This is a genomic window from Streptomyces sp. CLV115 (assembly GCF_038448545.1).
In the GTDB taxonomy this organism is placed as follows: domain Bacteria; phylum Actinomycetota; class Actinomycetes; order Streptomycetales; family Streptomycetaceae; genus Streptomyces; species Streptomyces sanglieri.
On sequence record NZ_JBCEWQ010000155.1, the window covers coordinates 1 to 20,510 of the forward strand.

Below are 20,510 nucleotides of genomic sequence, written 5' to 3' on the forward strand. Positions count from 1 at the left end.
CTTCAACGCCTACCACGTCACCGGCACCGCCCACAGCCTCACCGACCCCGTCGCCAACATCACCGCGGCCGCCAACTACGCCGCCGACCGCTACGGATCCATCGACAACGTCAACTCCGCCTACTGATGCCGGTCGTGTTCAGGGGCAGGCGGGGCGATGGCTCGCCGTGATGTTCCACCCCGGCCCTTTCGTGGGCGTGTGCCACGAGGGAGCGAACGCGGTCCTCACTCGTGACCGGAACAGCCGGACGGTGCTCGACCTCACCGTCCCAGATCCGGCCCGACGTCAATCGGACCACCACGCCCGACTGTTGGCGCCGATCGATCCGATCACGAGTTGTTCTCCTGCGCTCCGACGGGTGCGCACTTGTGGCACAGTCGTGCCGTGGATGCACTGAGACCTCAGGACCCCGTGCGCATGGGCGCCTACCACCTGCTCGCCCGTCTCGGTGCGGGTGGCATGGGACAGGTGTATCTCGGCAGATCACCCGGCGGACGGCTGGTGGCCGTGAAGGTCATCCGGGACGAGATCAGCGACCACCCCGAATCGCTGGCCCGCTTCCGGCGCGAGACCGCGACCGTCGAGGCCGTACGCAGCGCCTACACGGCGCAGTTGATCGAGGCCTCGCTCGACGCGCCCCCCTACTGGCTGGCCACCGAGTACGTGGCCGGACCCACCCTGCGCGGCGCCGTCGGCGCGAGCGGCCCCTTCCCGCCGGACAGCGCCCTGAGGCTGCTCGCCGCGCTCGCCGAGGGCCTGGCCACCGTCCATGCCCACGGAGTCACGCACCGGGACGTGAAGCCGCACAACGTCATCCTCTCGCCGCAAGGGCCGCAGCTGATCGACTTCGGCATCGCGCGAGCGCTGGAACAGACGATCCTCACCCGGGACGGAATGGTCTCCGGCACCCCCGGCTACACGGCCCCCGAGGTCCTGCTGCGCAATGAGGCGGGCCCGGCCGCCGATGTCTTCGCCCTGGGCGCGACCCTCGCGTACGCGGCGACGGGGCGGCCTCCGTACGGCACGGGCGAACCGGCGGCGGTGAGCTACCGGACCGTGCACGAGGACATCGACCTGGACGGGGTTCGGCCCGAACTGGCCGGGCTCGTCCGGCAGTGCGTTGCCAAGGACCCGGCGGCACGGCCGGATCCGGCCTCCGTGATAGCCCGGTGCGCGGTGGACTCGCCGCTGGCGACGGACGCCCACTACCGGATGCTGGGGCGCACCGCAGGCCCCGTCCCCGTACCCCTGCCGGAGACCGGGACCGGGATCGAAACCGGAAGCGATGCCGAGACGACGCGGTTGCCGGGGACGGGGGAGCGGACGCGGCACGTGAACCACGAGCCGGACGTCCACGTGGCGGATCGGGCCGCGAGCGCCGCACCCACCGGGGCGTCGGGCACCGCACCGGACGACCGGCCGGCTCCGGGGAAGCGGCCCGGGCAGGGGGCGCGCGGCAGGGCCTGGCTCGCCGTCTGCGCGGTGGCGCTCGCGGTACCGGTCACGGTCTGGCTGCTCCCCGATACGGACGGGCGGGAGACCGGTGCGGCCCGTCCGACGGAGGTGACCGTGCCCGGGCAGCCCACCGGGTCGAAGCCGGCCACCAAGGACGCGGACAACCGGCCGCCGGACCACATCGTGAACGACCGTGTCTCGCAGGACCGCTGGACCCTGTCCGAGGACCCGCAGCAGGCGTCGCAGGGCATAGGATCCTGCGACCTCTCCAGCATCGCCGATTCCTCACCGCCGACGGGCCTGCGGTCCTCCGTCTCCCACACCACCGGTTCGGACACCGCCTTGCTGGAGATGCGTCCCAAGGACGCCGGCGAGGGGAAGCGGCCCGCGCCGTACTACATATCCGTGGGGGTACGGCCCCCGCACGAGACGGACCCTTCCACCGGACGGCCCCTTCGAACGGTGAGCAAGGGCATCGGCTTCACGAGCAAGCCCGTCGACCTCTACTCCCGTTGGACTTCCGGCGGAACCGTCAAGCTGAAGTACCCCGACGACTTCCGCGCCCATTTCGGCAAGCGCACCGTGGACGCGATCCCGGTCGGGGACGACAGGGGCGACTGGACCGTGGTGCTTTACCACGTCGAGGGCGGGCCGACGAAGTACACATCCGTCGTGTGCAACGGGTTTCACGCCTGAGACGCGCACGCACGGTGTGCCCCGGCCCAGCAGTCGCGCGTCCGGCGGGCTGCGGGCCCCGCCGGCCTGCCTTCAGCGCTGGCGGAGGTGATCCCGCAGCGCGCGGGCCACCTGCGCCATCAGCGCGTCGGCGCCGGGCTGCGCACTGGCCGGCACGAGTGACTCGGTCAGGGCGGCGATGGCGAAGGACTGGCCGTCGGAGTGCTCCACGACACCGATCTCGTGCCGGAGGTTGAGGAGGGTGCCGGTCTTGGAGGACCAGGTGGAGGCGTCCGAGCTGAAGTCGGGGGCGAGCCGGTGCCGGAGGAGGTTGTGGGCCATCAGCGCGCGTACGCGTTCGGCCACTTCCGGATGGATCGCCGACGGCGTCCACAGCGCCTGCAACAGCTCGACGTACGCACGTGCGCTGCCGGAGCTGGCACGCGTGGTGTCGAGCTGGGGCACCCGATGCCCGCGACCGCCGGTGCCGGCGTCGATGGCGAGGGAGAGCGCCAGATGGGCCTGGGACGCGTCGAAGCGTTCCAGCGGGGTGTCGGAGAGTTGGCCGAGGCCGTGCCGGACTGTGATGCCGTGGAGCCCGAACTCACGGAGCATGTCGGTGACCTGGGCGGGCGGGGTCAGATCGAACAGGACGTCGGCGGCCACACCGTCACTCACGCAGGTGCTCATGTAGAGCAGGTCGTCGATGGCGATCCGTACGGGATGGCGGAAGCGGCTCAACCCCGTGGGGCCCGGTGTGCTCGTACGTCCGGGCCGCACATCGATCGACGTCGCCCCGTCGAGCTCGCCCCGCCGGATGCGCTCGGCCGTCGCCAGCGCGAGTGGAACCTTGACCAGGGACGCCGAAGGCAACTGGGTGTCCGGAGCGATCCCCACCTCCTCGCCCGTGTGGAGGTCCCGGACGAGCAGGCAGCCGTGCAGTCCGCCCTCGTGCAATTGCCGGCGCATCTCGCCCAGCAGCTTCTCGGTGTTCATTCCGTAGCCCTTTCGGTGCTGTCCACCGTCCCGTCCGTCGTACGGTCCGCCCCGCCGCCCGCGCCCAGGCAGCGGCCGATGGCCGTACCCAGCCGTGCCTCGATGTGTTGTGGATTGCCGCCCGCGGCGGCGACGAGAGCGAATCCGCGGCTGAGCCCGACCTCACCGACCGGCCGCCAGTGCAAGGCGAATTCCCCGGCCTGCGCGGGGGAGCACAGCAGCAGATCCCCGGTGCGGAGCACCTCCGCCACCGCGGTCGGAAGGTCGGTGGCGGCCATGAGCTGCGCGGGCCGAAGACCCACCGCGTCGCGCAGCCGGGTCAGCGGGTCACGGATGTGCGGTACGTCGTCCTCCGGCTGGATCCAGATACGGCGGGCCGGGCCCGGCGATGCCCGCCCCAACCGCAACGTCTCCATGTAGATGCGCCGCACGCCGGGATCCCGGACCCCGGCGAGACCCAGCGGCACGGACCACGTCGCCTCGTCCGAGGGCGCCGCGAGCAGCGCGGCGCGCACCAGCTGCGTGTGGACGAACTCGATGCGCTGCGCGGGTGCGGCGATCCGGAGGTCGAGCGTGATGCCGTGCTCCTGTGCCTCCGCGATCAGACGGGCGAGACCGGCCGTCGAGCAGAGACCGGGCACCGCGAGCCGCCAGGGCCTGCCCTTCGACGCCTCGGCCTCGCCCACCAGCACATCGGCGGCCTGGACGAGCTGTCTGGCCGCCGGAAGCATCTCGCGGCCGAAGGCGGTGAGGACGGCCCGCCGTGACATGCGCTCGAACAGCTGCTCACCGAGGTGTTCCTCCAGGGCGGCGACACGGCGGCTGGCCACCGGTTGGGACATCCGGGCGGCGGCGGCTCCCACGGTGAAACTGCCGTGCTCGCTCACGCTGATGAACGCCCTGCAGGCTCCGACCAGATCCACAGCCCGCACCCTATGTCGGATCGGCATGAAACCGCACCCGAGCGTATTGGACCGCATGGCCGCCGGGCGGCGAGAGTGGGCCCGGCACCCAAGACCGCCCCGGGATGGGGAGTTGCCGCTCCATCCCCTATGCGCCCCTGCCCGCGGGCGCCCTGGAGGTTCGGACCCATGCAGAAGAACAGCAGTGCCCGGCGTTCCCTTCTCGGTGCGCTGGCCGCGCTCGTACTCGTTCCGATCGCGGCGTGCGACGGGGAGGACACCCGCCCAGGTGCCTCCGCATCCCCGGCGGCGTCCTCCCCGCACGCCGGGGCGACGGGACCGGCCACGAGCGCGAAGCCGTTCGCCCGGGAGCGCTTCGCCCGGCAGTTCAAGGACCTTGAACGCAAGTACGACGCACGGCTGGGCGTCTACGCCATCGACACCGGCACCGGTCGCGAAGTCACTCACAACGACGGTGAGCGCTTCGCCCACGCCTCCACGTTCAAGGCGCTGGCCGCTGGGGCCGTACTGCGCAAGTACTCGCTGGGCGGAATGGACGAGGTGATCAAATATTCCGAGGAAGACCTGGTCAGCGACTCCCCGGTGAGCGAGAAGCATGTCGGGACCGGGATGAGCCTGAGCGCGCTGTGCGACGCCGCCGTCCGCTTCAGCGACAACACCGCGGCGAACCTGCTCCTCGACCGGCTGGGCGGTCCTCGCGGCCTGGACGCCGTACTCGCGGGCATCGGGGACGACGTGACCCGGATGGAACACCGCGAACCGGAGCTCAACCGGTGGTCCCCGGGTGCCACCTCCGACACCAGCACACCGCGGGCACTCGCGGGCGATCTGCGCGCGTTCGTCCTCGGCGACCTGCTCGGCAGCGGCGAACGCGCGCAGTTGACGAAATGGCTGCGGACCAACACGACCGGTGCCGAACTCATCAGGGCCGGGATGCCCAGGGGCTGGGTGGTCGGCGACAAGACCGGCTCCGGTGGCTTCTACGGCACGCGCAACGACATCGCCGTGGTATGGCGCCCCGACGGCGCCCCCCTCGTCGTGGCGATTCTGTCGAACCGGTTTCAGCGGGACGCCGATTACGACAACGCACTCATCGCGGAAGCGGCCTCCGTGGTCGCCGAGGCGCTGTCGTAGCGGGCAGTGTGCTGCCGGGCGGTCCGCGGCTTTCCACCGTGCCGGATCCAGACGTTGGGTTCGACGTAGACGGCGTGATCGTGCGCGGTGTCGCAATGCACCGGTGCCAGGGCGCCGGGGACCTCCACGTCGCCGTCCCGGTCGAAGGGGAGTCCGGTCCACTGCCGCCACTGGGCCAGCGAGCCACTGACCGTCATCGACGCGGGGGCGACCTTCTCGATGGTGCCGCCGGCCTTGACGTGCACCCGCACCCAGGGGTCGACCGGCAGGCCGTCCTCGCGACGACGGCCTAGGTAGTCGGCCATGGGCATGTGCGGATCCAGGTGCTTTGCCGTCGGCCGGACCGGCGCGAGCAGGGCGTCGTGCCCCTGCCGGCCAACCGCCAGGCGGAGCGCGGCGAGCATGCGGTAGGAGAGGCCCCGGCCGAGGTGGCCGGCGTCCACCGAGATCTCCAGTGCACTGGCCGCCGTCGGAGCGTTCCCATGCTGCCGGTCACGGAAGGCCCACGTCAGCACCCGGTCCCAGCCCTGGTCGGGCAGCTCCTCACGCCCGTCGAGCACGGAGTTGAACGGCACGGCGAGTCCGCGCGCGACGACCCGGCCACCGTCCGTCGCCGCCACGCAGTACTGCGGGAAGTCCTCCGGAACCCGGCTCAGCAAGGCACTCGCGGCCATGTCGTGGGGAGTGAAGGCGGGCCAGGAGTCATTGATCTCGTACACACGGGAGATCAGCGACGGGTCTTCGGAGAGCGGGCGGATCCGGCTGCTGTCTGTCTCTGTCACGAAGCAGCACCCTGCCACACACCGGAATTTTGGCAACGGAATATGACAGTGGCCGACCACCGGCCGGCGGTCACCGCGGGGCGCTGCCGGTGCACGCCCCGACCGGGGCACGGTCTGCGGCGTCGTGACGCGCGCCTGAACGGCGCACTTTCGCGGGCAGGCGGTCGGCCGCGACCACGTCACCGCCGGCCGTAGTTCGTTCCGTCCGGCGGGCCGGGCGGTACCGGGGCGAAGACATCGTGCCGATTCCCCGGACCAAGGGCAGGGCCACGCTGGAGGAGAACCTCGCGGGGGCGGTGGACGTGGTGCCGGACACGGAGAACCTTCCGGCGGCAGGACGAAGCGCTGCCTCCGGATGCGGAGACGGGGACCTGCTACCCGGAAGCCGTCATGCATATGAACGGCCGCTGACGGCTGGTCACGGCCGCTGAGGGCTGCTGACGGTCACCGAGTACCGCCGAAGAGGGGTCGGATCCTGGTGCGGTCGGCGCTGGAATCAGTCCGCATGCGGTCGAAATCCAGCCACCCCTCTCGATTGCACAGACTTCTGTGCACAGGAGTCTGTGCACAGAAGTCTTTGTCGTCTACCTTGGGCCGCATGGAACCTCCTGAGCAGCTGTCCCAAGTGCAACTGACCGCTCGTAACCTCCGGGGTGTCGCACATCCGCTCCGGGTACGGATGCTGACGGTCCTTCGGACGGAGGGGCCGGCCACGGCCACCACGCTCGCCCGGCGGCTGAACCAGAACACCGGTGCGACCAGCTATCACCTGCGCCAGCTCGCCGAGTACGGCTTCATCGTCGAGGCGCCGTCCCGGGGCGGACGCCGTGAGCGCTGGTGGCAGGCTGCGCACGTCAACACGGTCGTACCGGACGATTCGGTGCTGGCGGGCGACGACGGTCTCGGCATCGCCTATTTGCAGGCGCTCGGCAGGGTCTGGTCCGACGCGATGACCACAGCCATCGACGCGACCACCTCGCTGTCGCCCGAGTGGCGCGACGCCCAGGACTTCGGCGACTACGTGCTCACGCTCACCCCCGGTGAGGCCGAAGAGCTGTCGGCAGAGATCCATCGACTGCTGCGCCGACGCAACTCCGCGCCCGAACCGGCAGGTTCGCCACTGCCCGATGGTGCGGCGCGAGTCGCCTTCCAGTTCCAGTTGTTCCCCACCAGCGCAGACCGGCACGTCTCCCACCCCACCCAACCGGAGTGTGAAAGATGACCTCTCGGCACGCGGCCGCCCAGCAGGCGGCGGACAGTGGCACACCCACACCCACACCCGTCCCGGATGCCCCGGACGCGCCAGACACTCCTGATGCCCCTGACAGTCCGGACGGCGGGCCCCGGGTCCTGCGCGGACTGGTCGGCATGCTGTCGGCCAACGCGGCGTCCCTGTCGGCCAACCGCGTACTCTCGATCGCTCTGCCCTGGTTCGTCCTGACGACGACCGGCAGCGTCGGCAAGACGGGGCTGGTCGCCTTCTGCCAGATAGTTCCCTACGTATTGGCCCAGGCGCTGGCGGGGCCGATCATCGACCGGGTCGGTCCCAAGCGCATCAGTGTGGCAGGCGACCTGGCTTCCACCGTCGCGACGGCCGCCGCGCCGTTGCTCTATCTGACGGGAAACCTGTCCTTCGGTCTGCTGCTGGGGCTGCTTGCCGTGGTCGGCGCGGCGGACGGCCCGGCCAACGGGGCCAAGGGTCTCTTCGTGCCCGCGGCCACCCGCGCGGCCCGGGTACCACTGGAACGGGGGACCGGTCTGTCGGCGGCGGTCGAACGGACCGCGACGACCATCGGACCGGCCATCGCCGGTGTGGTCGTCGCCTCCTTCGGCAGCCTCTACGCCCTGTGGATCACCGCCTTCCTGTTCGGTGTGTCGGCGCTGATAGTGTCCACCACCCTCAGCGACCCGGTGCCCGAGCCGCACGAGGTGCCGGTCGAGGAGGCCGAGGGCTATCTTTCGCGGCTGCGCCAGGGCGCCGTGTTCCTGCGCGACGCCAAGCTGCTGCGGTCCATCGTGTGCATGCTGGCCGTGACCAACCTGCTCGACCAGGCTTTCATGTCCGTGCTGTTGCCGGTCTGGGCGAAGGAGACGGGCAACGGCGCGGGAGCCATTGGCCTGGTGGTGAGCATCTTCGCCGCGACATCGATCATCGCCGCGCTCGTGGCCGCGGGAGTGGCCGAGCGGCTGCCCCGGCGTGCCGTCTATCTGATCGGCTTCACGCTGGGTGGCGTACCGCGCTTCGTCGCCATGGCCACGGGGGCACCCCTGTGGCTGGTGCTGGTGGTGCTTGCGGTGGGCGGTCTGGGCTCAGGATTCGTCAACCCGATCGTGGGGGCCGTGACGTACGAGCTGATCCCCACTCCGTTGCTGGGACGGGTCAAGACGCTGGCCCAGGCCGTCACCTGGGCGGGCATCCCCTTCGGCGGGCTGCTGGGCGCGGGACTGGTGACGGTGGCGGGCACCTCGGGCGCGCTGTGGATCGTGGGCGGGCTCTACCTCGTCGCCATCGGTGTGCCGGCCCTGAACCGGGAGTGGTCGGGCATGCGCAAGCAGACGGTGCCCGACGCGAACCCCGTCGACACCGAGCACGGGAACGGAAGTGTGGCCGGCAGGGCTGCGGTGCCCGAGGAAGCGGCGGCCAAGGAAGTCGTGTAAGCGGCGGTACGGGACCGGCACCGGGCGTGCGGTGGATCGCCCGTCGCCCAACGCCTCTCATTCATTGACCGTTGACCGCTGCCCGTCGGTCGCCGGTCCCGTACCCCCGCCTCTGCCCGTACGGCGGGTCCTGTCCAGGCCGTCGGAACTTCATTGCCCGGCAGCGGTGTTCACGCCCGGACCGGCGCGAGTGGCCACCTCCGGCGGGCGCAATTGGCCACATAGGGGCCACGTAGGGCTGGCAGAAGTTGCCACGCAGGGCGGGCAGAAGTGACCAGTTAACTCCTCCAGATCGCTCTGCGAGCATCGGATTCGGCTGAGTTTCCGAGGGTTTTCGCAGACGGTCGATGACGAGGAACTGGTGGACACATGACGACGAAGCCGATGACGGCCGCGGCATCCGGCCAGAGGGCCGAGGAGGGCGGCTTCTCTCCTGCGGAAGCCCGCATCGCGGCAGTGTGGAATGCGGTGCTCGGCGCCGAGGTGACCGGAGCGGAGGACGAATTCTTCCAGCTCGGCGGAACGCTCCCGCACGCGGCGGAAATGGCACGCCGGATCGCAGAGGAATTCGGCTCGGAATTCGGCGCGGAAACACTGCCGGAACCATTGACGGTGCGGGCGGTGGCGTCGTTCCTCGCGGAGGAAGCCCTGCTGCGGACCCGCCGGCTGTTCGAGTCGGCCGACCTCGATGCCGAGGGCGCGACGGAGGCCATGGACGCCCTGGTGGCGGCCGGGGCCCCGGACGACGCTCCCGTCATCCCCCGCGCACCCCGGCACGGAGATCCGTTGCCGCTGTCGTTCGCGCAGCGCCGACTGTGGTTCCTGGACCAGCTGGAGCCCGGCCGGGCCGAGTACCTGATCCCCATGGGACTGCGCATCCGCGGACCCCTGGACGTGCAGGCGCTGCGCGCGTCGCTGTCGGAGCTGGTGAATCGGCACGAGGTGCTGCGCACCCGCTTCGCCGGCGATGCGGACGGCAACCCGGGCCAGATCGTCGACCCACCCCGGCCGCTGCCGCTCGCCGTTCACGACCTGCGGTCCGTCGACGGGCAGGAGGCGCGCGAGGAGAAGGCCGCCGCGCTCGTGGACACCGAGGGCTTTTGCCCGATGGACCTCGGCACCGGGCCGATGGTGCGTGCGCTGCTGATCCGGCTGGCCGACGAGGAACACTTGCTCTACCTGACGGTGCACCACATCGCTTTCGACGGCTGGTCGGCGGGGGTGCTGTCCCGGGAGCTGACCGCGCTGTACGGCGCACGGATCGCGGGCAGGACCACCGGGCTGTCCGAACCTCCCCTCCAGTACGCCGACTTCGCGGTCTGGCAGCGCGAGTGGCTGACCGGCGAGGTACTGGCGGAGCAACTGGACTACTGGCGCGCCCGCCTGGCCGGCACCGAGCCGCTGGAGCTGCCCACCGACCGTCGGCGTCCGGCGCGGCGCAGCGGCAACGGCGCCATGCTCACCTTCCGCGTACCGGCGGAGACCGCCGACAGTGCCCGCAGCCTCTCCAAGGAGAGCGGTGCGAGCCTGTTCATGACCCTGCTGGCGGTATTCCAGGTGGTGCTGTCGCGCTACAGCGGCCAGGAGGACATCGCCGTGGGCACCCCGATCGCGGGCCGCAACCGGGCCGAGATCGAGAACATGATCGGCTTCTTCGTGAACACGCTGGTCATGCGCACCGACCTGTCCGGCGATCCGGCGTTCACGGAGCTCCTCGATCGGGTCAAGGACACCGCGCTCGGTGCCTACGACCACCAGGACCTGCCCTTCGAACGGCTGGTGGAGGAACTGGCCCCGCAGCGGGACCTTTCGCGCAATCCGCTGTTCCAGACGATGTTCGTCCTCCAGAACACCCCCGACAGCCGCTCCTGGGAACTGCCGGGCCTGACCGTGCGACAGCTCGAAGTGTCCGCCCAGGACTCCAAGTTCGACTTCACCTTCTACGCCACCGAGGCCGCCGACGGCGCTCTGGACGGCACGATCGTGTACTCCACAGACCTGTTCGACGAAGCCACGATGCTCCGTCTCGCCGGGCACTTCGAGACGCTGCTCGCTGCCGCCTGCGCCACCCCGGACGCCCGGCTGTCCGAGCTCCCGATGCTGACCGACGCCGAGCGCCGGACGATCCTCGGCGAGTGGAACGGGGCCGACACCGACGCCCCGGACACGGTGACCGTGACCCGGCTGATCGAGGAGCAGGCCGCCCGCCACCCCGACGCGCCGGCCGTGACCTGCGGCACCGAAGCACTGACCTACCGTCAGCTCGACGAGCGGGCCGAGCGGATCGCCGGCCGGCTGCGCGAGAGGGGTGCCGGGCCGGGCACCCTGGTCGCGGTCTGCCTGGACCGCGGGACGGACATGGTCTGCGCACTGCTCGGCATCCACAAGGCGGGGGCCGCATACGTGCCGCTGGACCCCGCGTACCCCACCGACCGGCTCGCCTACATGGTCGAGGACAGCGGCACCCCACTGATCGTCACCCAGTCCGCGCACACCGGCCGGCTCCCCGCCCACACGCCGACGCTGCTGCTGGACGGGGGCCGGCCGAAGGAGCCCCACACCGACTCCGCCGGTCCGGTGGCCCAGGCCGGTCCGGACGACCTGGCCTACGTGATCTACACCAGCGGCTCCACCGGCCGTCCCAAGGGCGTGCAGATCACCCACGGCGCGCTGCGGGCGCGCATGCGGGAGACACGCCGTGAGCTGGGGCTCACCCCCGAGGACCGGGTCCTGCAGTTCGCCTCGATAGCGTTCGACTCCTCGGTGGGTCAGCTGTTCGCCCCGCTCGTCTCCGGGGCGGGGCTGGTGCTGCGCGACGACACCTGGGACCCGGGCCGGCTGGCGGCGGCGCTGCGCGAGCACCGGATCACGGTGGCATGGCTCACTCCGTCGGCGTTCGGGGAGCTGGCAGCCGACCTGGACGGGCCGGACGAGCTCGGCCCGCAGCTGCGGCTGGTCCGGCTGGGCGGGGAGGCGCTCCAGCGGGAGCAGATCCGGCAGTGGTTCCGGCACTGCGAGGTGCCTCTGATCAACGGCTACGGCCCCACGGAGGCCGCTCAGGAGGCGACGACCGCCAGGATCGACGGCCCCGTCGACCGGGTGCCGATCGGCCGGCCGGTCGCCAACGCGAAGGTGTTCGTGGTCGACCGCCACGGCCGCCCGGTGCCGGTGGGAGTGCCGGGCGAGATGTGGATCGGCTGCCCCGGGCTGGCCCGCGGCTATCTGCACCGGCCCGAGCTGACCAGCGAGAAGTTCACCGTCGTGGACGTGGACGGCACGCCGCGGCGCGTCTACCGCACCGGTGACCTCGCCCGGTGGCTGCCGGACGGGCGGCTGGAGTTCGTGGGCCGCTCCGACAACCAGGTCAAGCTGCGCGGCTACCGCATCGAACTCGGCGAGATCGAGACGGCGTTGCTCACCCACCCCACCATCACCGGCGCCACCGTCGTGCTGCGCGAAGACGTCCCCGGAGTGCATAAACTGGTGGCGTACGTGGTGTCCGCGGGCCCCCTCGACACGAGCGCCCTGCGTACCCACCTCCAGCGCGACCTGCCGGACTACATGGTGCCCACGGCGTTCGTGCCGCTGGAGCGCATCCCCCTCACCCCGAACGGAAAGACCGACCGCCGGGCACTTCCCGCACCCGCCACCGACCGGTCCGCAGCGGGCGGCGCGTACACCGAGCCGCGCACGGACACCGAGCGCGCGGTGACCGAGGTGTGGTCCGAGGTGCTGGGCGTCGACCGGATCGGCGTGCACGACGACTTCTTCGCGCTGGGCGGGCATTCGCTGCTGGCCACCCAGGTCGTTTCGCGGCTGCGCCGGCGGTTGGGCGCCGATGTGCCGGTGCGCACCCTGTTCAGCGCGCCGACCCCGGCGCTGCTGGCCGCGGCCGTGACGGAGCTGGACGGCACGGAAGCAGGCCGCATCCTGGCGGCGCCGCGCCCCAGCACTCCGCCGCCACTCAGCTTTGCGCAGCAACGGCTCTGGTTCCTCGACCAGTTGGAGCCGGGGCGGGCCGAATACCTGCTGCCCTTCGCCTTCCGTATCCACGGCCCCCTGGACATCGACGCCCTGAACGCCGCGTTCACCGCGGTGGTGGCGCGCCACGAGGTCCTGCGCACCCGGTTCGGCACGGATGCGACGGGCTCCCCGGCGCAGCTCATCGACCCGGCGCGGCCGGTGCGGATGCTGGTACGGGACCTGCGCGGGGCGGGTGACACGGCCGTCCGCGAGGACGCCCTGGCGGAGGTGCTGCGCGAGGACTGGCTTCGGGCGATCGACCTCGGCACCGGACCGATGCTGCGTGCGCTGCTGGTGCGGCTGGCCGACGAGGAGCACGTCCTGGCCGTCACCGTGCACCACATCGCCTTCGACGGCTGGTCGGTGGGCGTGCTGGTACGTGAGCTGTCCGCGCGGTACGCAGCAGCGTCCTCGGATCGCTCCGGTACGCCCGGGCCGGATCCACTGCCCGTGCAGTACGCCGACTACGCGGTGTGGCAACGTGGTTGGCTGTCCGGTGCGCCCCTTGAGCGGCAACTTGCCTACTGGCGCCATCGGTTGGGAGGGCTGGAACCGCTGGAGCTGCCGACCGACCACCCACGTCCGACCGAGCGCGGCGGGCGGGGCGAGGTGGTCCGGTTCTCGGTGCCCGCCGAGGTCGCCGCCCGTGCCCGTGCGGTGTCCGCCGAGAGCGGCGCGAGCCTGTACATGACCCTGCTGGCCGTCTTCCAACTGCTGCTGGCCCGCTACAGCGGACAGCGGGACATCGCGGTCGGCAGCCCGGTCGCCGGCCGCAACCGGGCCGAGATCGAGAACATGATCGGCTTCTTCGTGAACACGCTGGTCATGCGCACCGATCTGTCCGGCGATCCGGCGTTCACCGAGCTTCTCAACCGGGTCAAGGACACCGCGCTCGGCGCCTACGACCACCAGGACCTGCCCTTCGAACGGCTGGTGGAGGAACTCGCCCCCGACCGGGACCTGTCCCGCAACCCCCTGTTCCAGACGATGTTCGCGTTGCAGAACACACCGGGTGCGGACGCCTGGAACCTTCCGGGCCTGACGGCGGAGCCCGTCGAGCCCCCGGCCCGGGACGCCAAGTTCGACCTGTCGATGTACCTTGCGGAGGCGGCGGACGGCACGCTGGACGGCGCCGTGGTCTACGCCGACGACCTCTTCACCGAGGACACCGCGCGCCGCCTGGCCGGCCATTTCACCAACCTGCTGGCCGCAGCCACGCTTCACCCGCACAGCGCACTGTCCGAGATGGAGATGCTGGACGCGGGGGAGAGGCACCGTCTCCTCACCGAGTGGAACGACACCGCAGCGCCTGTACCGGCAGCGACACTGCACGAGCTGTTCGAGCAGCGAGCGGCGCAGGATCCGGACGCGGTCGCAGTCGTCTGCGGCACGGAAGAACTGACGTACAGGCAAATCGATGAGCGGGCCAACCGGCTGGCACACCGGCTGCGCGCTGTGCCCGGTATCGGTCCGGACGTACCCGTGGGCGTCTGCCTGGAACGCTCGCCCGCCATGGTGTGGACGCTCCTCGGCATCCTGAAGGCCGGTGCCGCGTACGTCCCGCTCGACCCGGAGCACCCGCAGGAACGCCTGGCGTACCTGGTGGCCGACTCCGGCGCGCCGCTGATCGTCACCGACATCGCGCACGCCGCCCTGTTGCCGGACGGCCCGGAGCTGCTGGCCGTGGACCGCCCGGCCGACCTGCCGGACACCCTGCCCACGGACGCGCCGGAACCCGTCGCGGACCCCGGCGACCTGTGCTACCTGATCTACACCAGCGGCTCGACGGGCCGCCCGAAGGGCGTCCGCATCGAACACCGCGGGGTGGTCAACTACCTGGCCGGCATGCAGCACGCGTTCCCGATCGCTCCGGGCGAGGGCTTCCTCCAGGCCACGCCGCTGTCCTTCGACGTGTCGGCGTACGAGATCTTCTGGCCCCTGTGGCAAGGCGCCACCGTCGTGCTGGTGCCGGGCTCCGACCGGCTCGACATGGCCGAGGTGTCCCGCCTGATGCGCGCCCATCGCGTGGTCGGCCTGCACTTCGTGCCAAGTCTGCTGGACTTGTTCGTCTCCCAGGTACGGCCCGGCGACTGCACGCACCTGCGGTACGCCTTCGTCAGCGGCGAACCGCTCCAGCCGACGCTGGTGAGCCGGTTCACCGAGCGCCTCCCCGGTGATCTCGTCAACCTGTACGGCGCCACCGAGGTCTCGGTGGACACGACGTACTGGCGGGCCTCGCGCACGGACCCGGCCGGACCGGTCCTCGCGGGCCGTCCCATGGTCAACCAGACCGTGTACGTCCTGGACCCGGACCGCCGTCCCGTGCCCGCGGGTGTGCTGGGCGAGGTGTACCTCGGCGGCGACAGCGTCGGGCGCGGCTACCACCAGCGGCCCGACCTCACCGCCGAGCGTTTCGTCGCCGACCCCTTCCGCGGCGGCCGGATGTACCGTACGGGCGATCTCGGCCGGTTCACTGCGGACGGCGAACTGGACCTGCTGGGCCGGATCGACCGTCAGGTGAAACTGCGCGGCGTCCGGGTCGAACTCGGCGAGATCGAGGCGACACTGCTCACCCACGGCGCGGTCGGGGCCTGCGCGGTGGTGGTCCGGGAGGACACTCCCGGCGACAAGCGGCTGGCCGCCTACTGCGTGCCCGCGCCCGACACCGCGGTGGACGTCGGCGCGCTGCGCGAGTGGGCCGCCGAACGGCTGCCCCGCGCCATGATGCCGTCCGCGTTCGCGATCCTGCCGGAACTGCCGCTCAACCGGAACGGCAAGGTCGACCACGCGGCACTGCCGGCCCCCGGGAACGACGGCGACAGCACGGCCGGATACACCGCGCCACGGGACGAGATCGAATCGGAGATCGCCGGAATCATGGCCGCCGTGCTCGGCGTCGAACGCGTGGGAGTCCACGAGGGGTTCTTCGACGTCGGCGGGCATTCCCTGCTGGCCCTCCAACTCGTCAATCAGGTCGAGTCGGTGACCGGGGTACGCATCGGTCTGCGTCGCCTCTTTCAGTCGCCGAACGTCATCGGCATCAAGCAACAGCTCATCGAATTGTTCGACGCGCAGGAACAGCTTTCCTGAAACAGCGGCCCACTGCCCACGCGAGAAGACGAAGAGGACGGAACATCATGGGCGAGAACTCGGTGGAGACACGGCTGCTGTCCCGCATGCGGCGGCGTGCGGAAGCGGCCCGGATCGTACGGGTCGAGCGGGAGGCCGGACCCCTCCCGCTGTCGTTCGCGCAGCAGCGGCTGTGGTTCCTGGACCGGCTGACGCCGGACAGTGCGGAATACCTGGTGCCGACGGTGCTGCGGGTGCACGGCATGCTGGATGTCCCCGCGCTCGGCACAGCACTGTCAGGTCTGGTGGCCCGGCACGAGGTGCTGCGGACGGCGTTCCCCGCGGACGACAACGGCACCCCGCGGCAGGCGATCAGCGCACCCTGGCCGGTGGAGGTCACGGTCCACGACCTGCGGGCCGAGGCGGACGCGGAGACCCGCGCGGGCGAAGTGCTGCGCACCGAGGCGACGCGGCCGTTCGACCTGGCGGCCGGGCGGCTCCTGCGGGCCGACGTGGTGCGGCTGGCGGACGACGACCACTTCCTGCTGCTGACGGTGCACCACATCGCCTCGGACGGTTGGTCCTCCGGGATCCTGGCCCGCGAACTGCGCGAACTGTACGCGGCAGCCGTCGCCGGACGCGAGGCTTCGCTGCCCGAACTCACCATCCAGTACGCGGATTTCGCCGCCTGGCAGCGGGAGCAACTCGGCGGAGATCTCCTGGAGCGGCAGCTGGCCTACTGGCGCGAGCGCCTCGCCCACGTGACGCCGCTTGAGCTTCCCACCGACCACCAGCGCCCGGGGCAGCCGAGCAGCGGCGGTGATGTGGTCACCTTCTCGGTGCCGTCGGAGGTGACGGAGGCGCTGCGTGCGGCGGCGAGTGGGCAGGGTGCGAGCCTGTTCATGGCGTTGCTGTCCCTGTTCCAGATCGTGCTGGCCCGCTACTGCCGTCAGGACGACATCGCGGTCGGCACCCCGATCGCCGGCCGAAACCGCGCGGAGACGGAGGAGCTGATCGGCTTCTTCGTGAACACGCTGGTCATGCGCACCGATCTGTCCGGAGATCCGGCGTTCACCGAGCTCCTGGACCGGGTCAAGGACACCGCGCTCGGTGCCTACGACCATCAGGACCTGCCCTTCGAGCGCCTGGTCGAGGAACTCGCCCCCGACCGGGACCTGTCCCGCAACCCCCTGTTCCAGACGATGTTCGTCCTCCAGGCGCCCGGCAGTACGGAGGACCAGGCATGGGAGCTGGCCGGCACACGGACCGAGCCGGTCGAGATCGAGCGGGGTGTCGCCAAGTTCGACCTGACACTCACGGCGGTCGAGTCGGCGGACGGACTGCGCGCGGTCCTGGAGTACCGGACGGATCTGTTCGAGCGGGCGACGATCGAGCGGTTGGCCGGTCATCTCTCGACTCTGGCGGCGTCGGTGGCGGCTGCGCCGGGTGCGCGTCTGTCGGAGCTGAACATGCTCACGGTGGGGGAGCGGCGGGAGGTGTTGGTCGAGTGGAACGGTGTGGCTGGTCCGTATCCGGATGCTGCGACGATTCATCGGCTTGTCGAGGAGCGTGTGGCTGTCTGTCCTGATGCGGTTGCTGTGACGCATGGGGAGCGTCGTTGGACGTACGGTGAGATCAATGCGCGGGCGAATCGGCTGGCCCATCACCTGCGTGGTTCGGGTATCACCGCGGATACGTTGGTTGCTGTGTGTCTGGATCGTTCGCCTGAGCTCATTGCCACGCTGTTGGGCATTCTGAAGGCGGGTGCGGCGTTCGTTCCTCTTGATCCGGAGTATCCGGCCGACCGGATCGCCTACATGGTCGAGGATGCGAATGCCCCGCTCGTCATTACGAGTACCGGCCTGGTCGACCGCATTCCGGAGGGTTTTTCGCGGCTGCTGGTCGATACGCAGTGGCCGGGTGGTTCGGAGTCGGATCCCGATCCGTTGGCTTCGCCGGATGATCTGGCGTATGTGATCTATACGTCGGGTTCGACGGGCAGGCCGAAGGGTGTTGCTCTGGAGCATCGGGGTGTGGTGAATTATCTGCACTGGTGCGACGAGAACTACCCGGTCCGTGTTCCGGGTGGGGTCGGTTCGGTTCTGTATTCGTCGGTGACGTTCGATCTGACGATCACGGCGTTGTTCCTGCCTCTGATCCAGGGGCAGCAGCTTGTCATTCCTGTCACGGGGCCGGATGTGACGGCGTTCGATGCGGCGATCGATCTGATTTGCACCGATACCCCGATCGGTTTCCTGAAGGCGACGCCTTCTCATCTGGAGGTTCTTGCCGCGCATCTGGAGACCCGTGGCGCACGTCATCACATCACCACCATCGTGGCCGGTGGTGAGAGTCTTGCCCCGCAGTTGGTTGCCCGGTTGCTGAGTACGAGCAGTACGCGGACGACGTTCAGTAATGAGTACGGTGCGACCGAGGGTTCGGTGGCGAACGTGATGAGCCTGACGACACAGCCCGATCCGCACGGGGGCACCACGACGCTGGGCCGGCCGGTCACGAACACCACCGCTTACGTCGTCGATCACCACAACCAGCCCGCACCCGTCGGGATCCCCGGCCACGCCCTGCTGGGCGGTATCTGTCTGGCCCGGCACTACCACAACCGGCCCGACCTCACCCACGAACGCTTCACCCCCAACCCCCTCACTCCGCCCCGGTCCGACCCGCGGGTCTACCACACCGGGGATCTGGTGAAGTGGCGGCCCGATGGCACGCTTGAGTTCATCGGGCGGATCGACAACCAGGTCAAGCTGCGCGGTTACCGCATCGAACTCGGCGAGATCGAAGCCGCCCTCAGTACCCATCCCCACATCCACACCGCCGCTGTCACCACCCGCGAAGACACCCCCGGGGACAAGCGTCTGGTCGCCTACGTCGTTCCCACCCCGGGACACGCCCCCGAGGCGTCGGAACTCCGTACGCATCTCCAGCGGCAGCTGCCCGACTACATGGTCCCCAGCACCTACCTCACCCTCGACCACCTGCCCCTGACACCCAACGGGAAGGTCGACACCAAGGCCCTTCCCGCGCCGGACGGCCATCGCCCCGAACTCGCCACCACCTACACCGCACCCCGCAACTCGACCGAAGAGATCATCACCGGCGTGTGGTCCGACGTCCTCGGCATCGACACCATCGGCATCCACGACAACTTCTTCGAACTGGGCGGCCATTCACTGCTCGCGACACAGGTGACGTCGCGTCTGCGGCAGCGGCTCGGGTCGGACGTCCCGGTGCGCGCCCTCTTCTCCTCGCCCACCCCGGCCACACTGGCCGAGGCCGTGCGAGAGCTGGGGACGGCCGAAGAGGCGGCGTTGGTTCCGCTCGACCGGGGCAACGGCCCACTGCCGCTGTCGTTCGCGCAGCAGCGGCTCTGGTTCCTGGACCAGTTGACGCCGGGCAGCGCCGAGTACCTCGTGCCCTTCGGCCTGCGGGTGCGCGGCACGCTCGACGCCGGTGCACTGGGTGCGGCGTTCACCGGTCTGGTGACCCGGCACGAGGTGCTGCGGACCCGGTTCGTCACGGACGACTCGGGCCGTCCCGCGCAGATCGTGGATGCGCCGTGGTCGGTCACTCCGGTTGTGCACGACGTCCGGACCACGCCGGCGGCCGACCGGGAGCAGGTCGCGCTGGAGGTCATGGCGGCCGAGGCGCGGCGACCGTTCGAGCTGGAGGGCGGGCGGCTTCTGCGGGTCGACGTAGTGCGCCTCGCTGACGACGACCAGTACGTACTGATCACGCTGCACCACATTGTCTCGGACGGCTGGTCCTCCGGGATTCTGGCCCGCGAACTGTGCGAACTGTATGTGGCCGCCGTCGCCGGAGGTGTGGCGTCACTGCCCGAACTCCCCGTGCAGTACGCGGATTTCGCCGCCTGGCAGCGGGAGCAACTCAGCGGGGATCTCCTGGAGAGGCAGTTGGCGTACTGGCGCGAACGTCTCACAGGGGTACCGGCCCTGGAGCTGCCGACCGACCACGGCCGGCCTGCGGAACGGGAGGGTGCCGAGGGCGACACCGTTTACTTCTCGGTGCCGTCGGAGGTGGCGGAGGCGTTGCGGGCAATGGCGAGTGGGCAGGGTGCGAGCCTGTTCATGGCGTTGCTGTCCCTGTTCCAGATCGTGCTGGCCCGCTACTGCCGTCAGGACGACATCGCGGTCGGCACCCCGATCGCCGGTCGCAACCGCGCCGAGACGGAGGGCCTGATCGGTTTCTTCGTCAACACCCTCGTCCTGCGTACCGACTTGTCCGGCGACCCCGCGTTCACCGAGCTCCTGGACCGGGTGAAGGACACCGCCCTCGGTGCCTACGACCACCAGGACCTGCCCTTCGAGCGCCTCGTCGACGAGCTGGCCCCCGACCGGGACCTGTCCCGCAACCCCCTGTTCCAGACCCTGTTCGTGTTCCAGAACACCCCGGACGGGGAGTCGTGGAGCCTGCCCGGTCTGACGGTCGAGCAGGTCGGTGTGGGCGGTCAGGACGCCAAGTTCGATCTCCAGCTGACCGCGACAGAGGCGGACGGTGAGCTGCTGGCGGCCCTGGAGTACCGGACGGATCTGTTCGAGCGGGCGACGATCGAGCGGTTGGCCGGTCACCTCTCGACTCTGGCGGCGTCGGTGGCGGCTGCGCCGGGTGCGCGTCTGTCGGAGTTGAACATGCTCACGGTGGGGGAGCGGCGGGAGGTGTTGGTCGAGTGGAACGGTGTGGCTGGTCCGTATCCGGATGCTGCGACGATTCATCGGCTTGTCGAGGAGCGTGTGGCTGTCTGTCCTGATGCGG

The 20,510-nt window shown here is 70.3% G+C and carries 9 protein-coding genes and 1 pseudogene; 7 read left to right on the forward strand and 3 right to left on the reverse strand.

Annotated elements, in window-relative coordinates:
* Together AADR41_RS34420 and AADR41_RS34425 are read left to right on the forward strand one after the other, a co-directional pair.
* Positions 1-127 (forward strand): annotated as a pseudogene (locus tag AADR41_RS34420) (transglycosylase SLT domain-containing protein); the annotation flags it as partial.
* A 258-nt stretch (positions 128-385) separates the two neighbouring features.
* The gene (locus AADR41_RS34425; protein WP_342285791.1) at positions 386-2,152 is read left to right on the forward strand and encodes a serine/threonine-protein kinase; all 1,767 of its coding nucleotides are present in this window, start codon (positions 386-388) and stop codon (positions 2,150-2,152) included.
* A gap of 72 nt (positions 2,153-2,224) precedes the next feature.
* Here AADR41_RS34425 and AADR41_RS34430 read toward each other — a convergent pair whose 3' ends face one another.
* Positions 2,225-3,127 carry a serine hydrolase gene (locus tag AADR41_RS34430; protein ID WP_342285792.1) on the reverse strand — a complete coding sequence of 301 codons (903 nt, stop codon included), beginning with the start codon at positions 3,125-3,127 and terminating at the stop codon, positions 2,225-2,227.
* Positions 3,124-4,050 carry a LysR family transcriptional regulator gene (locus AADR41_RS34435; RefSeq protein WP_342285793.1) on the reverse strand — a complete coding sequence of 309 codons (927 nt, stop codon included), beginning with the start codon at positions 4,048-4,050 and terminating at the stop codon, positions 3,124-3,126. Before AADR41_RS34435 ends, AADR41_RS34430 begins: the two co-directional genes overlap by 4 nt.
* A gap of 168 nt (positions 4,051-4,218) precedes the next feature.
* Here AADR41_RS34435 and bla point away from each other — a divergent pair, with 168 nt between their 5' ends.
* Complete coding sequence (gene bla, locus AADR41_RS34440; protein WP_342285796.1) at positions 4,219-5,184, forward strand: class A beta-lactamase; 966 nt, start codon at positions 4,219-4,221, stop codon at positions 5,182-5,184.
* On the opposite strand, the gene AADR41_RS34445 is transcribed toward bla, so the two are convergent.
* Positions 5,127-5,966 (reverse strand): N-acetyltransferase, encoded by an 840-nt coding sequence (locus AADR41_RS34445; protein WP_342285798.1) that lies wholly within the window; start codon positions 5,964-5,966, stop codon positions 5,127-5,129. The two genes, bla and AADR41_RS34445, sit on opposite strands and share 58 nt — an antisense overlap.
* Before the next feature lie 598 nt (positions 5,967-6,564).
* On the opposite strand from AADR41_RS34445, the gene AADR41_RS34450 reads away from it, so the two are divergent.
* The 4 genes from AADR41_RS34450 to AADR41_RS34465 form a co-directional block, all read left to right on the forward strand.
* Positions 6,565-7,188 carry a winged helix-turn-helix domain-containing protein gene (locus tag AADR41_RS34450; protein WP_342285800.1) on the forward strand — a complete coding sequence of 208 codons (624 nt, stop codon included), beginning with the start codon at positions 6,565-6,567 and terminating at the stop codon, positions 7,186-7,188.
* Entirely contained in the window at positions 7,185-8,624 is a 1,440-nt protein-coding gene (locus AADR41_RS34455; protein ID WP_342285801.1) for an MFS transporter, read from the forward strand. Before AADR41_RS34450 ends, AADR41_RS34455 begins: the two co-directional genes overlap by 4 nt.
* Positions 8,625-8,993: 369 nt before the next feature.
* Positions 8,994-15,737, forward strand: coding sequence for an amino acid adenylation domain-containing protein (locus AADR41_RS34460; protein WP_342285803.1), 6,744 nt, complete (start codon positions 8,994-8,996; stop codon positions 15,735-15,737).
* A gap of 47 nt (positions 15,738-15,784) precedes the next feature.
* Positions 15,785-20,510: amino acid adenylation domain-containing protein (locus AADR41_RS34465; protein ID WP_342285805.1), on the forward strand; the 4,726-nt coding region annotated here is incomplete at its 3' end.